Origin of the sequence: Streptacidiphilus sp. MAP12-20 (genome assembly GCF_041262525.1) — a bacterium.
Lineage (GTDB): Bacteria > Actinomycetota > Actinomycetes > Streptomycetales > Streptomycetaceae > Streptacidiphilus.
Genome location: NZ_JBGCCK010000004.1, coordinates 227188 through 240510, shown reverse-complemented (window position 1 = coordinate 240510; position 13323 = coordinate 227188). Strand labels below are relative to the sequence as shown.

Sequence of the window (13323 nt, the reverse complement as noted above, 5' to 3'; positions counted from 1 at the left end):
ATCTGACAAGAAGTAGCTGAGGAGAATCGTGGCCGAGACCACTGCCGAGCTCCCCCTCGAGGTCGAGGAGACCTTTGAGGTCGAGGAGACCGAGTACACCAGCGAGTCCCTTCCCTCCCGTTTCGGCGAGGCCCTTCCGGGCGCCGGTCTGGGTCGCCGCAAGGAGGCGATCGCCCGCGTCCGCATCGTCCCCGGCACCGGCCAGTGGAAGATCAACGGTCGCACCCTGGAGGAGTACTTCCCCAACAAGGTGCACCAGCAGACCGTGAACGACCCGTTCAAGATCCTTGAGCTGGACGGTCGTTACGACGTCGTCGCCCGTATCAACGGTGGCGGCATCTCCGGCCAGGCCTACGCCCTGCGCCTCGGTGTCGCCCGCGCCCTGAACGAGGCCGACATCGACGCCAACCGCCCGGCGCTCAAGAAGGCCGGCTTCCTGACGCGTGACGCCCGTGCCGTCGAGCGCAAGAAGGCCGGTCTCAAGAAGGCCCGCAAGGCGCCGCAGTACAGCAAGCGCTAGTCGCACCCCGCTCCGCCGTTCAGATGGGGGAGCTGGTATTCACCACGCCCTGGGAGCACCTTGTGTTCCCGGGGCGTGGTTCGTTCATACCCGGACACCCGGAGGTTTTGGCAGTGGGACGACTCTTTGGCACCGACGGCGTCCGCGGGCTCGCGAACGTGGATCTGACCGCCGAAATGGCGCTGGGGCTGTCGGTCGCCGCCGCGCACGTGCTCGGTGACCTGGGCGCGTTCGAGGGTCACCGGCCGGTGGCCGTGGTGGGCCGCGACCCGCGGGCCTCGGGAGAGTTCCTGGAGGCGGCGGTCGTCGCCGGTCTCGCGAGCTCCGGCGTCGACGTGCTTCGGCTCGGCGTGCTGCCGACCCCGGCGGTCGCGTACCTCACGGAGGCGCTGGGCGTCGACTTCGGCGTCATGCTGTCGGCGAGTCACAACCCCATGCCCGACAACGGCATCAAGTTCCTGGCCAAGGGCGGCTTCAAGCTCGACGACGCGATCGAGGACGCCATCGAGGCGCACTACGAGCGCTTCGGCGGCGAGGAGCCTTCGCGCCCGACGGGCGCGGCGGTGGGTCGCGTCCGCGACCACGAGGCCGGGCTCGACCAGTACGTCGCCCACCTGGTCAGCGTGCTGCCGAACCGGCTGGACGGGCTGCGGGTCGTCCTGGACACCGCGCACGGTGCGGCGTCGACCGCCTCACCCGAGGCGTTCCGCCGTGCGGGCGCGGAGATCGTCCACGTGATCGGCGCCGAGCCGGACGGCCTGAACATCAACGACGGCGTCGGCTCCACCCACCTCGACCCGCTGCGCGCGGCGGTCGTCGAGCACGGCGCGGACCTGGGCCTCGCCCACGACGGCGACGCGGACCGCTGCCTGGCCGTGGACCACGAGGGCAACGAGATCGACGGCGACCAGATCCTGGCGATTCTGGCGCTGGCGCTGCGCGAGGCGGGCGTCCTGGCGAAGGACACGGTCGTGGCGACCGTCATGTCCAACCTGGGCTTCAAGCTGGCGATGCAGCGCGAGGGCATCGACCTGATCCAGACGGCGGTCGGCGACCGCTACGTGCTGGAGTCGATGAAGGAGCACGGCTACACGCTGGGCGGCGAGCAGTCGGGCCACGTGATCCTGCTCGACCACGCGACGACCGGCGACGGCACGCTGACCGGCCTGATGCTGGCGGCGAGGGTCGCCGCGACCAAGCAGACGCTGGCGGAGCTGGCCGCGGTGATGACGCGGCTGCCGCAGGTGATGATCAACGTCAAGGGCGTGGACAAGGCGCGGGCCGCGCAGGACGAAGTTCTGCTGGAGGCCGTGGCCGAGGCCGAGGCGGAACTGGGCGACACCGGTCGGGTACTCCTGCGTCCCTCGGGGACGGAGCCGCTCGTTAGGGTGATGGTGGAAGCCGCGGACACCGAGCAGGCGCACAGCGTTTGCGAGCGTCTGGCGGAAGTTGTTCGGCAGCGCCTCAGCTGACGCTGGGGGGCGCGAGGAACTGCGCGAGCAACCACCTTGTGCGGATGGCCCTGCGCGTTCGGGGCTCTACCTCGCCGGGTGGCTTGTCGCGCAGTTCCTCGCGCCCCTGAGGTAGTGCAACTCATTCGGGAGAGCAGAGAAGTGACGCTTCGTGAGGAATACGCAGCCCTCCAGGCCCGGGGGCTGAAGCTGGATCTGACGCGGGGCAAGCCCTCGCCCGAGCAGTTGGACCTGTCGGCCGCGCTGCTCGAACTCCCGGGCGCGGGGGACTATCTCGCCGCCGATGGCAGCGACACCCGCAACTACGGTGGGCTCACCGGCCTGCCCGAGCTGGTCGAGATCTTCTCGCCGCTGCTCGGCATCCCGCAGGGCTCGCTGCTGGCGCTCGGCAACGCGAGCCTGCAGATCATGCACGACGTCATCGCCAACGCGCTGCTCTCGCCCGTGCCCGGCGCCCCGCGCCGGTGGGTGGAGGAGCCGGAGGTCGTCTTCCTCTGTCCCGTGCCCGGCTACGACCGGCACTTCGCACTGTGCGAGCGTTTCGGCATCCGGATGGTGCCCGTCGCGCTGACCGGCGAGGGTCCGGACATGGACGAGGTCGAGCGCCTGGTCGCCGAGGACCCGCGGATCAAGGGCATCTGGTGCGTCCCGGCCTACAGCAACCCTAGCGGCGAGGTCTACAGCGCCGAGACCGTCCGCCGCCTCGCGGCCATGCCGACGGCCGCGCCGGACTTCCGGATCTTCTGGGACAACGCCTACGCCCTGCACGACCTCACCGAGGAGCGGGTCGAGCTCGCGTCGATCCTCGACGCCTGCACGATGGCCGGCCACGCGGACCGGGCCTTCGTCTTCGCGTCGACCTCGAAGATCACCCTTGCCGGTGCGGGCGTCGCCTTCTTCGGTTCTTCGACGGCCAACGTCGAGTGGCTCAAGGGCCTGATGGCCAAGCAGACGATCGGGCCGGACAAGGTCAACCAGCTGCGCCACGTGCGCTTCTTCGGTGACTCCGACGGCGTCCTCACCCACATGGCCAAGCACCGCGCGCTGCTCGCGCCGCGCTTCGCCGCGGTCGAGCACGTGCTGGAGCGCGAGTTGGGCGGGCGCGGCATCGCCCGCTGGACGCGGCCGCAGGGCGGGTACTTCATCACCCTGGAGGTGCCGGACGGCTGCGCGGCGGAGGTCGTCCGGCTGGCCAAGGAGGCCGGCGTCGCGCTGACTCCGGCCGGTGCGGCATTCCCGTACGGGCACGACGCGCGCGACCACCACATCCGGCTCGCGCCGAGCTACCCGTCGCTGCCGGAGCTGCGTGAGGCGATGGAGGCCGTGGCCCTCTGCGTGCGCCTGGCGGCGGAAGAGGCGAAGGCCGCGCAGTAAAGGGATGACACGAGGGAACGGGATCGGATAGCGTCCCCGATCGTCTCACCGGAGACGCTTATCCGATCTTTATACGGGGGTTCCCGCCGTGAACATCGACTTCAGCAACTCGCCAGGCTTCTCCAGCTACGTCGTCCTCCTGCTGATCAGCGGAATCGCGATGCTGGTCATCAGCGCGATCAACGCGGGCGGCCAGAGCGTCGGCTGGCGGATCTTCAACGTGCTGGTCGGCCTGGCCTTCGTCGGCTACGGCTTCTATTTGGGCTTCATCTTCACTGGCGGCACCTACTGGATCATCTTCAAGGTGTTCATCCTGCCGGTCGTGCTGATCGCCAACTTCTTCAAGTCGATGAACTCGCGACGCCAGACCGATGCCGCCCGCCTGACCGCGCCGCAGGCGTACATGCCCCAGCAGCCGATGCCGCAGCCCGACGCGCCGTACGCCGCGCAGCCGGTGGCGCAGCCGTACGACCAGTTCCCGCCCGTGCCGCAGGCGCCCGCCCCGCAGGCCCCCGCACAGGGCTAGAGCTTGCGGAGGCGGACGCGCTGGACCTTGTGGTCGACGCCCTTGCGGAGGATGAGGTCCGCGCGGCCGCGGGTGGGAGCGACGTTCTCGACGAGGTTGGGGCGGTTGATCGTGCGCCAGAGGTGGCGGGCGTAGTCGAGCGCCTCCGGCTCGGAGACCTCCGCGTAGCGGCGGAAGTAGGAGTCGGGGTTCTGGAACGCCGTCTCACGCAGCTTGCGGAAGCGCTGGAGGTACCAGCTCTCGATGTCGTCCGCGCGGGCGTCGACGTAGATGGAGAAGTCGAAGAAGTCCGCCACCGCGACTCGCGTGCGCCCGTCCTGCCCCGGCAGGGCGGGTTGCAGCACGTTCAGGCCCTCGACGATCAGGATGTCGGGGCGGCGGACCGTCAGCCGCTCGTCGGGGACGATGTCGTAGACCAGGTGCGAGTAGACCGGCGCGCTGACCTCGGGCTTGCCCGACTTGATGTCCGCGACGAAGCGCGTCAGCGCCCGGCGGTCGTAGGACTCGGGAAAGCCCTTGCGGGACATCAGGCCGCGGCGGCGCAGCTCCGCGTTGGGCAGCAGGAAGCCGTCCGTGGTGACCAGCTCCACCCGGGGGTGCTCGGGCCAGCGGGCCAGCATGGCCTGGAGCAGGCGGGCGGTGGTCGACTTGCCGACCGCGACCGAGCCGGCCACGCCGATGACGAAGGGCGTGCCCGCCTGGGTGTGGGTGTGCTCGTTGCTGTCCAGGAAGTCGTTCAGCGCCCCGCGCAGCCGGCCCGTCGCCGTGACGTAGAGGTTGAGCAGACGGGAGAGCGGCAGGTAGACGTCCTGGACCTCCTGGAGGTCGATCACGTCGCCCAGACCGCGCAGCCGCTCCAGCTCGGCGGCGGTCAGCGGGAGCGGCGTGCGCTCGTGGAGCGCGCTCCAGTCGGCACGGTCGAGGTCGACGAAGGGGGACGCGTCAGCGCGGCGGTGGGCTTCCAGCGTGGTTGGCACGGTCCTATTCTCTGCCGAGATCCGGGGGATCCGCGGCGAGAGATTCGTCTCAGCGGGCGCCGGCCGGGTCGAGAACCAGGTCCAGGAAGGCGTGCAGCTTGGTGTCGAGCCGCTCGATCTGCTGCTCCAGGCCGAGCGTCTCGTCCAGCCGGGCGCCGGGCTCGGCCTTCTTGAGGCCGCGCACATAGAGCGAGCAGGCCAGGTCCGTGCACATGTAGAGGCCGACGGTGTTGCCCTCGCGTCCGGCCCTGCCCGCGCGGCGGGCGGTCAGCAGGGAGACGCCGTTGCGCGGGTGCGTGGTCAGGCAGAGCGAGCAGAGGCTGCGGGCCAGAAAGCCGCGCTGCGGCGGCGGGAAGCGCAGCGTGATGCCGACGAGCGCGCCGTCCGGGCGCGGGGCGACCAGCGCGCAGCGGTCCGGCGCGCCGGGATCGCGCCAGCCGAGGAAGTCGAGCTGGGCCCAGGGGCGTTCGTCCAGGTCGTGCGGGATGTGGAGGCGCGTGGCCTCGCCCTTGGTGCAGTTGACGAACGAGGCGCGGATGTCGTTTTCGGTGAGCTTCTCCATGCGCTTGACGCTAAGGTTTCCTAGGAGCCCTAGGCAAATCAATTAGCAGACTAGGTTGGAGGTGGCGGCGATGGCTCGGGCGGGCTTGACCGCCGACCGGGTGACACGGGCGGCTGCGGACCTCGCGGACGAGGTCGGACTGGAGAAGATCACCGTCGCGGCGGTGGCACGGAGCTTCGGCGTCGCCGACGCGAGCCTCTACGCGCACGTCCGCAGCCTGGCCGCGCTGCGCGAGCGGGTCGCCGCGCTGTCGGCGGGGGAGTTCGCCGCGCTGCTCTCGGACGCGATCGCCGGCCGCGCGGGCAAGGACGCGCTGTTCGCCTTCGGCGACGCGTACCGGCGCTTCGCCCTCGCCCACCCGGGCCGCTACGCGGCCACGCAGTTGCCGGTGCCCTCCGAGGGAGCGACCGGGATCGTCGCGGCGTGCGCCGCGCTCTTCCGCGGCTACGACCTGAACCAGGCGGCCGCGATCGACGCGGCGCGGCTGCTGCGCAGTACGTTCCACGGCTGGGCGGTCTTCGAGGCAAGCTGGGGCTTCCGCGCGGAGCGCCCGATCGACGACTCCTGGCACGCGGCGCTCTCCGCGCTCGACGCTGCGCTTCGCTCCTGGGGTCGGCCCGCCGCAGGGGGCTGACGGCCGCGCGCTGTCAGGAGCCCGTGCCCGTCGGCGAGTTCGCGGAGGATGTCGACGTGGCCGTTTTCCGAAGGACCGTCAGTTGCACCATCCAGGGGCGCGGGGCTCTGTTCGATCAACTGCGTGCGCGAGAAACCACCGGCGTGCGGATGGCCCTGCGCGTTCGGTGCTCTACCTCGCAGGGTGGCTTGTCGCGCACGCAGTGAATCGAGCAGAGCCTCGCGCCCCTAGCGTGCTGCAACTTCCCCTCTGCTCAAGCCGTGCAGCAGGAGTTCCGCCAGGTGGGCGTAGGCCTCCGCGTCGGCGAGGCCCGTCGCGGCAGCGACCTGGCGCTGCTGGATGCGGACCATCACCGAGGCGATGACGTCCGCCGCGAAGGCGATGTGCACGTCGCGGAACTCCCCGGCGGCCACCCCCTCCTCGATCAGCTGCTCGACCCGGTGCGCGGCGGCCCGCGTGTTGCGCGAGTAGACCTCCGCCGCCGGCTCGAACCCGGCCACGTCCTCGAAGAACCGGGGCGACAGTGGGGCGAGCTCCGCCGCGACGGCGCGCAGATACGCGGCCAGCCGGTCGGCGGTGCCGGTCTCGGCGGCGAGCGCCGCCTCCACCCGCACGGTCGCGTGCCGGAAGAAGTGCACCACCACGGCCCGGACGAGCTGCTCCTTGCTGCCCGCGAGCCCGTAGAGGGTGCGCTTGGAGCAGTGCAGCCGCGCGGCCAGGTCGTCGAGGGTGAGGTGGGCGAAACCCTCTTGGGTGAGCAGGGCCACCAGGGACTCGAACAACTCGGACCGGCGGGCGGCGCCACGGCCGGTCTGCTTCGGTCCGACCTTGTCGGAAGTCTCGATCACCTGGGCATTATCCCAGGGCGGCTTTGGCGCTACGCTATTCGGTACTGACGTACCGCTCTGAGTACCGCTTTGGGAGCCCCGATGCCCGTTGACCGTCTGCTGCCCACCTCGGAGGCGGAGGACCTGATCGCGCTGACCCGGGAGCTCGCCGACAAGGAGCTCGCGCCCAAGGCCGATGAACACGAGCGCGGCGAGATCTATCCGGAGGGCCTCTTCGCCACCCTCGGCCGGGCCGGCCTGCTGGGGCTCCCCTACGCGGAGGAGTTCGGCGGCGGCGAGCAGCCGTACGAGGTCTACCTGCAGGTCCTGGAGGAGCTGGCGAGCAGGTGGGCCGCCGTCGCGGTGGCCACCAGCGTGCACACCCTCGCCTGCCACCCGGTCAACGCCTTCGGCACCGACGCGCAGAAGGAGCGCTGGCTGCCCGCCATGCTCGGCGGCGAGCTCATCGGCGGCTACAGCCTCTCCGAGCCGCAGGCAGGCTCCGACGCCGCGGCCCTGACCTGCAAGGCGGAGCAGGTCACGGACGCCGGCGGCGAGCTGACCGGCTACCGGATCACCGGCAACAAGGCGTGGATCACGCACGGCGGCAAGGCCGACTTCTACGCCCTCTTCGCGCGGACCGCTCCGGGAAGCCGCGGCATCTCCTGCTTCCTGGCCCCGGGCGCCGTCGAGGGCCTGAGCTTCGGCAAGCCGGAGGAGAAGATGGGGCTCCAGGCGGTCCCGACCACCTCGGCCATGTGGGACGGCGCGGTGATCGACGCGGACCGCCTGATCGGCACGGAGGGCCAGGGCCTGCAGATCGCGTTCAGCGCCCTCGACAGCGGCCGACTGGGCATCGCGGCCTGCGCCACCGGGCTCGCCCAGGCCGCGCTGGACGCCGCGGTCGCCTACGCCAACGAGCGCTCCACCTTCGGCCGGAAGATCGTCGACCACCAGGGTCTCGGCTTTCTGCTCGCCGACATGGCGGCCGCGGTCGACTCGGCCCGCGCCACCTACCTCGACGCCGCCCGCCGCCGCGATCTCGGCCGCCCGTTCAGCCGTCAGGCCAGCGTCGCCAAGCTGATCGCCACGGACGCCGCGATGAAGGTCACCACGGACGCCGTTCAGGTGCTGGGCGGCTACGGCTACACCCGCGACTTCCCGGTCGAGCGCTACATGCGCGAGGCGAAGATCATGCAGATCTTCGAGGGGACCAATCAGATCCAGCGGCTGGTGATCAGCCGTCAGCTGGCCCACTGACATCCGACAGCACTCTTCGAGGAGACCCATGGACATCGCCGGATCCGCCGCGCTGGTCACCGGTGCCGCGTCAGGCCTGGGCGCGGCGACGGCAGCGGCTCTCGCCGCGCGCGGCGCCACCGTCTACGGCCTGGACCTGGACAAGGCCGTGGCCGCGGCGGGGGTCCAGCCGGACGGCGTCACCCTGCTCGCCGCCGACGTCACCGAGGACGCGCCGGTGCGCGAGGCGCTCGCCCGCATCGACGACGACGGCGCGGAGCTGCGGCTGGCCGTCAACTGCGCGGGGATCGCCCCCTCCGCCCGCGTGCTCGGCCGTGGCGGCCCGCACGACCTGGACCTCTTCCACACGGTTCTCAAGGTCAACCTGCTCGGCACCTTCAACGTGATGCGGCTGGCCGCCGAGGCGATCGCCCGGCACGAGCCGGACGCGAACGGCCAGCGCGGACTGATCGTCAACACCGCGTCCATCGCGGCGTTCGAGGCCCAGGTCGGGCAGATCGCTTACGCGGCGTCGAAGGCCGGTGTGGCGGGCATGACCATCACGGCCGCGCGGGACCTGGCGCAGTACGGCATCCGCGTGGTGACCGTTGCGCCGGGGATCGTGGACACCCCGATGATGGCGGGCTTCAGCGACGAGGTCCGCGCGGGGCTCGGCGCGAGCGTCACGTTCCCGCAGCGGCTGGCCCGGCCGGAGGAGTTCGCCCGCCTGGTCACGATGATCACCGAGCACGACTACCTCAACGGCGAGACCATCCGCATGGACGGTGCCCTCCGCATGACGGCCCGGTAGGGCCGTTGGGGGCGCGAGAGACCACCCTGTGCGGATGGCCCTGCGCGTTCGGGGACACACCCGCACAGGGTGGCTTGTCGCGCAGTTCCTCGCGCCCCTGAGGTGTTGCAACTCGCCCGCTGCGCAGAACTAGCTCATCGTGGCGCCGAGGCCGACGAACGCGCAGATCAGGATGAAGAGGATGGCCAGCAGCGGCCAGACGAACTTCAGGTACTGGTCGTGGCGGACCTTCGCCAGCACGAGGTCGGCCTTCAGGCTGTGCCCTCTTTCATATGGTCTGATCCATATGCACCTTATAAACGTGTGACGAGGGTTGCACCTCGCGCACGTGTCCGAGCCGGAGCTCTAAGCTGGGGCGATGTGCGGAATTGTTGGTTACGTGGGCGCGCAGCCCGCCCTGGACGTTGTGCTGTCCGGGCTGCGTCGTCTGGAATACCGGGGATATGACTCGGCCGGTGTCGCCGTTCAGACCCCCGAAGGCGACCTCGCGGTCGCGAAGAAGGCAGGCAAGCTCGCCAACCTCGAGGCGCTGCTGGCCGAGACCCCCCTGGCTGAGGGCACAGTCGGGATCGGTCACACCCGTTGGGCCACCCACGGCGGTCCGACCGATGCCAACGCGCACCCCCACGTGGGCGGCGCGGGCAAGGTCGCGGTCGTGCACAACGGGATCATCGAGAACTTCGCCCGGCTGCGGCTGGAGCTCTCCGAGCGCGGTCACGTGCTCGCCTCCGAGACCGACACCGAGGTCGTCGCGCACCTGCTCGGCGAAGCGGTGGACGCGCAGGGCGGAGCCGTGGACCTCGCCGAGGCCATGCGCGCCGTCTGCCGTCAGCTGGACGGCGCGTTCACCCTGGTCGCCGTGCACGCGGACGCGCCGGACGTGGTCGTCGGCGCGCGGCGCAACTCGCCACTCGTCGTCGGGCGCGGCGAGGGCGAGAACTTCCTCGCCTCCGACGTCGCCGCGTTCATCGCGCACACGCGCGAGGCCATAGAGCTCGGGCAGGACCAGGTCGTCGAGCTGCGGCGTGAGGGCGTCACGGTCACCGACTTCTACGGCAAGCCCGGCGAGTTCCGCGAGTACCACGTCGACTGGGACGCGTCGGCCGCCGAGAAGGGCGGCTACGACTACTTCATGCTCAAGGAGATCGCCGAGCAGCCGGAGGCCGTCGCCAACACGCTGCTGGGCCGGATCGACGCGAACGGCTCGCTGACGCTCGACGAGCTGCGCATCGACCATTCGGTGCTGCGCGAGGTCGACAAGGTCGTCATCGTCGCCTGCGGCACCGCGTTCCACGCCGGGCTGATCGCGAAGTACGCGATCGAGCACTGGACCCGCATCCCCTGCGAGGTCGAGGTCGCCTCCGAGTTCCGCTACCGGGACCCGATCCTGGACGCGCAGACGCTGGTCATCGCCATCTCGCAGTCGGGCGAGACCATGGACACCCTGATGGCGCTGCGTCACGCGCGCGAGCAGGGCGCGAAGGTCCTGGCGATCTGCAACACCAACGGCTCGACCATCCCGCGCGAGTCGGACGCCGTGCTCTACACACACGCCGGCCCCGAGGTCGCGGTCGCCTCGACCAAGGCGTTCCTGACCCAGCTGGTCGCCTGCTACCTGGTCGCCCTCTACCTGGGTCAGGTGCGCGGCACCAAGTGGGGCGACGAGATCTTCGAGGTGATCCGCCAGCTCGCCGACGCGCCGCGTCAGGTCGAGCAGGTGCTTACGACCATGGAGCCGGTGCGCGAGCTCGCGCGCTCGCTGGCGGACGCGAAGTCGGTGCTGTTCCTGGGCCGGCACGTCGGCTATCCGGTGGCCCTGGAGGGCGCGCTCAAGCTCAAGGAGCTCGCCTACATGCACGCCGAGGGCTTCGCGGCGGGCGAGCTGAAGCACGGTCCGATCGCGCTGATCGAGGAGGGGCTGCCAGTCGTCGTGGTCGTCCCCTCGCCGCGCGGGCGCTCGGTGCTGCACGACAAGATCGTCTCCAACATCCAGGAGATCCGTGCGCGCGGCGCCAGGACCATCGTGATCGCGGAGGAGGGCGACGAGGCGGTCGTTCCCTACGCCGACCACCTGGTCCGCATCCCGCAGACCCCGACGCTGCTGCAGCCGCTGGTCGCGACGGTGCCGCTGCAGGTGTTCGCGTGCGAGCTGGCCACGGCGAAGGGCCACGAGGTGGACCAGCCGCGCAACCTGGCGAAGTCGGTGACGGTCGAGTAAGCGATCGGTGGCAGGGTGGGGCCCGGACGTCTTGTCGACGTCCGGGCCTCTTCACTTCCCAGGAGCTTGAATGATCATCGGGGTGGGCATCGACGTCGCGGAGATCGACCGCTTCGACGAGGCGCTGCGGCGCACGCCCGGCATGGCGGACCGGCTCTTCACGGCGGACGAGCTGATGCTGCCCAGCGGCGAGCGGCGCGGCATCGCCTCGCTCGCGGCGCGCTTCGCGGCGAAGGAGGCGGTGGCCAAGGCGCTGGGCGCGCCGGGCGGGCTGTCCTGGACGGACGCGGAGGTGCAGACGGAGCCGTCCGGCCGGCCGGTGCTGACGGTGCGCGGGACGGTGGCTGCGTGCGCGGCGCGGCTGGGCGTGCGGTCGTGGCATCTCTCGCTGAGCCACGACGCGGGCGTAGCGTCGGCGGTGGTGATCGCCGAGGGGTGAGCAGTCCAAGGCTGACGGGAGCGGGTTGAGCCATGCGTTGTGCACACGCCGTGGACTGGGTGCGGGCGGCCGAGAGAGAGCTGATGGCCCGTCTGCCGGAGGGCACGCTGATGCAGCGGGCGGCGGCCGGGCTGGCGGTGACCTGCGCGTCGCTGCTGGGGCGGGTGTACGGCAGCCGCGTGCTGGTGCTGGCCGGCAGCGGCGACAACGGCGGCGACACGCTCTACGCGGGCGCCCGCCTGGCCCGCCGCGGCGCCCGCGTCCGCGCGGCGCTGCTCGCGCCGGACCACGTCCATGCGGCCGCGCTGGGCGCCCTGCTGGCGGCCGGCGGGCGGGTGACGGACGACCTCGCCGACGCGGAGGGGGCCGACCTCGTCCTCGACGGCATCGTCGGCATCGGTGGCCGGGGGCCGCTGCGTGACGCGGCGCTGCCCTGGGTCGACGCGGCGGAACGCGGCGCGGCGACGATGGTGGCGGTGGACCTCCCCAGTGGCGTCGACCCCGACACTGGCGCCGTCCCGGGCCGCGCGGTCCACGCAGACGTGACGGTCACCTTCGGCACCCACAAACCGGGCCTCTTCATCGACCCGGGCGCCTCCCACGCGGGCGTCGTCCACCTCGTCGACATCGGCCTGCGGGGCGCAGAGGGGGAAGTTGTCCAGGATTTCGGGACAACTTCGGCCTCAAGGGGCGGGGCGAGGACGTCGGATCGGGAACCTGTCCAGGAATTCGGGACAGGTTCGGCCCTCCACCCCGCCGCCCCGTCCGGCCCGGCCTCGGCTTCGCCCTCGGGCTCCGCCCCCGCCGCGCGGCGGCTGCGCTCGGCGCATGGCGTCGAGGTGTTGGAGGCCGCCGATGTGGCGGCGTTGCTGCCCCGGCCCGCGGCGGAGAGTGACAAGTACCGGCGTGGGGTCGTCGGGATCGCGGCCGGGTCGGCGCGGTATCCCGGGGCGGCCGTGCTCGCCGTGGGGGCCGCGCTGAGGGGTGGGGCCGGGGCGGTGCGGTATGTCGGGGCTGCCGTCGGGGACGTGGTGCGGGCGCATCCCGAGGCGCTGGTGGGGGAGGGTGGGCCCGCTGACGCCGGGAGGGTGCAGGCGTGGGTGGTCGGGCCGGGGCTCGCGCAGGGGCAGGAGGCGGAGCGGGCCGTGCGGGAGGCGCTCGCCGCCGAGACGCCGGTGCTGGTCGACGCCGACGGCCTGCGTCTGCTCGCGCAGAGCGGCACCGCGCCCGCCGACGCGCTGCTGACGCCGCACGCCGGTGAGGCCGTCGCGCTGCTGGCGGGCGTGGGGATCACCGCGAGCCGTGAGCAGGTGGAGGGGGAGCGCCTGCGCTACGTCCGTGAGCTTGCCCGTGCCTACGGCTGCACCGTGCTGCTCAAGGGCTCCACCACCCTCGTCGCCGGCCCCCAAGGGCCGGTCAGGGTCAACCCGACCGGGACCTCCCAGCTCGCCACGGCAGGCAGCGGCGACGTCCTGGCCGGCCTCGCCGGCGCGCTGCTCGCTGCCGGACTCGCCCCCCTCGACGCCGGCTCCGTCGCCGCGTACCTGCACGGGCTCGCCGGACGGCTCTCCTCCCGCGGAGCGCCGATCACTGCCACCGCGATCACGGCCGCGCTTCCCGAGGCCTGGCGGCTCTCACTCTCGGCCGACCGTTCGAGTGACATCTGAGTGTTCCGTGCAACCAATCCGTGGACTTCAATGTCTTCAGATCGGCACGACAATCAG

The 13323-nt window shown here is 71.4% G+C and carries 13 protein-coding genes; 10 read left to right on the top strand and 3 right to left on the bottom strand.

All coding sequences use genetic code 11. The features are described 5' to 3' along the window. Positions 1–28 precede the first annotated feature (28 nt). The 4 genes from rpsI to ABIA32_RS07185 all read left to right on the top strand — a co-directional run bounded on the left by rpsI (position 29) and on the right by ABIA32_RS07185 (position 3892). Positions 29–520, top strand: coding sequence for a 30S ribosomal protein S9 (gene rpsI, locus ABIA32_RS07200; protein WP_370093023.1), 492 nt, complete (start codon positions 29–31; stop codon positions 518–520). A 113-nt stretch (positions 521–633) separates the two neighbouring features. Next, a complete protein-coding gene (gene glmM / locus ABIA32_RS07195) occupies positions 634–1992 on the top strand; it encodes a phosphoglucosamine mutase (protein ID WP_370093022.1) in 1359 nt (452 codons plus the stop codon). A 141-nt stretch (positions 1993–2133) separates the two neighbouring features. Next, positions 2134–3366: an aminotransferase class I/II-fold pyridoxal phosphate-dependent enzyme gene (locus tag ABIA32_RS07190; RefSeq protein ID WP_370093021.1), complete on the top strand. Its 1233-nt coding sequence runs from the start codon at positions 2134–2136 to the stop codon at positions 3364–3366. An 88-nt stretch (positions 3367–3454) separates the two neighbouring features. Beyond that, on the top strand, positions 3455–3892 hold the full coding sequence (locus tag ABIA32_RS07185) for a hypothetical protein (RefSeq protein WP_370093020.1): 438 nt from the start codon (positions 3455–3457) through the stop codon (positions 3890–3892). Here the strand turns inward: ABIA32_RS07185 and coaA are convergent. Both coaA and ABIA32_RS07175 read right to left on the bottom strand, forming a co-directional pair. Beyond that, the gene (gene coaA, locus ABIA32_RS07180; protein WP_370093019.1) at positions 3889–4869 is read right to left on the bottom strand and encodes a type I pantothenate kinase; all 981 of its coding nucleotides are present in this window, start codon (positions 4867–4869) and stop codon (positions 3889–3891) included. The two genes, ABIA32_RS07185 and coaA, sit on opposite strands and share 4 nt — an antisense overlap. Positions 4870–4918: 49 nt before the next feature. Then, a complete protein-coding gene (locus tag ABIA32_RS07175; RefSeq protein WP_370093018.1) occupies positions 4919–5431 on the bottom strand; it encodes an FBP domain-containing protein in 513 nt (170 codons plus the stop codon). 70 nt (positions 5432–5501) lie between these two features. On the opposite strand from ABIA32_RS07175, the gene ABIA32_RS07170 reads away from it, so the two are divergent. Beyond that, positions 5502–6065 (top strand): TetR/AcrR family transcriptional regulator, encoded by a 564-nt coding sequence (locus ABIA32_RS07170; RefSeq protein WP_370093017.1) that lies wholly within the window; start codon positions 5502–5504, stop codon positions 6063–6065. 227 nt (positions 6066–6292) lie between these two features. Here ABIA32_RS07170 and ABIA32_RS07165 read toward each other — a convergent pair whose 3' ends face one another. Continuing rightward, positions 6293–6913, bottom strand: coding sequence for a TetR/AcrR family transcriptional regulator (locus ABIA32_RS07165; protein ID WP_370093016.1), 621 nt, complete (start codon positions 6911–6913; stop codon positions 6293–6295). An 81-nt stretch (positions 6914–6994) separates the two neighbouring features. On the opposite strand from ABIA32_RS07165, the gene ABIA32_RS07160 reads away from it, so the two are divergent. The 5 genes from ABIA32_RS07160 to ABIA32_RS07140 all read left to right on the top strand — a co-directional run bounded on the left by ABIA32_RS07160 (position 6995) and on the right by ABIA32_RS07140 (position 13266). Continuing rightward, entirely contained in the window at positions 6995–8152 is a 1158-nt protein-coding gene (locus ABIA32_RS07160) for an acyl-CoA dehydrogenase family protein (protein ID WP_370093015.1), read from the top strand. Positions 8153–8180: 28 nt separating this feature from the next. Beyond that, positions 8181–8942, top strand: a complete 762-nt coding sequence (locus tag ABIA32_RS07155) for an SDR family NAD(P)-dependent oxidoreductase (RefSeq protein WP_370093014.1) — start codon at positions 8181–8183, stop codon at positions 8940–8942. Between the two features lie 358 nt (positions 8943–9300). Next, positions 9301–11160: a glutamine--fructose-6-phosphate transaminase (isomerizing) gene (gene glmS / locus ABIA32_RS07150; protein WP_370093013.1), complete on the top strand. Its 1860-nt coding sequence runs from the start codon at positions 9301–9303 to the stop codon at positions 11158–11160. Positions 11161–11230: 70 nt separating this feature from the next. Further along, positions 11231–11599, top strand: coding sequence for a holo-ACP synthase (locus ABIA32_RS07145; protein WP_370093012.1), 369 nt, complete (start codon positions 11231–11233; stop codon positions 11597–11599). A gap of 32 nt (positions 11600–11631) precedes the next feature. Further along, positions 11632–13266, top strand: a complete 1635-nt coding sequence (locus tag ABIA32_RS07140) for an NAD(P)H-hydrate dehydratase (protein WP_370093011.1) — start codon at positions 11632–11634, stop codon at positions 13264–13266. The last annotated feature ends 57 nt before the right edge of the window (positions 13267–13323 follow it).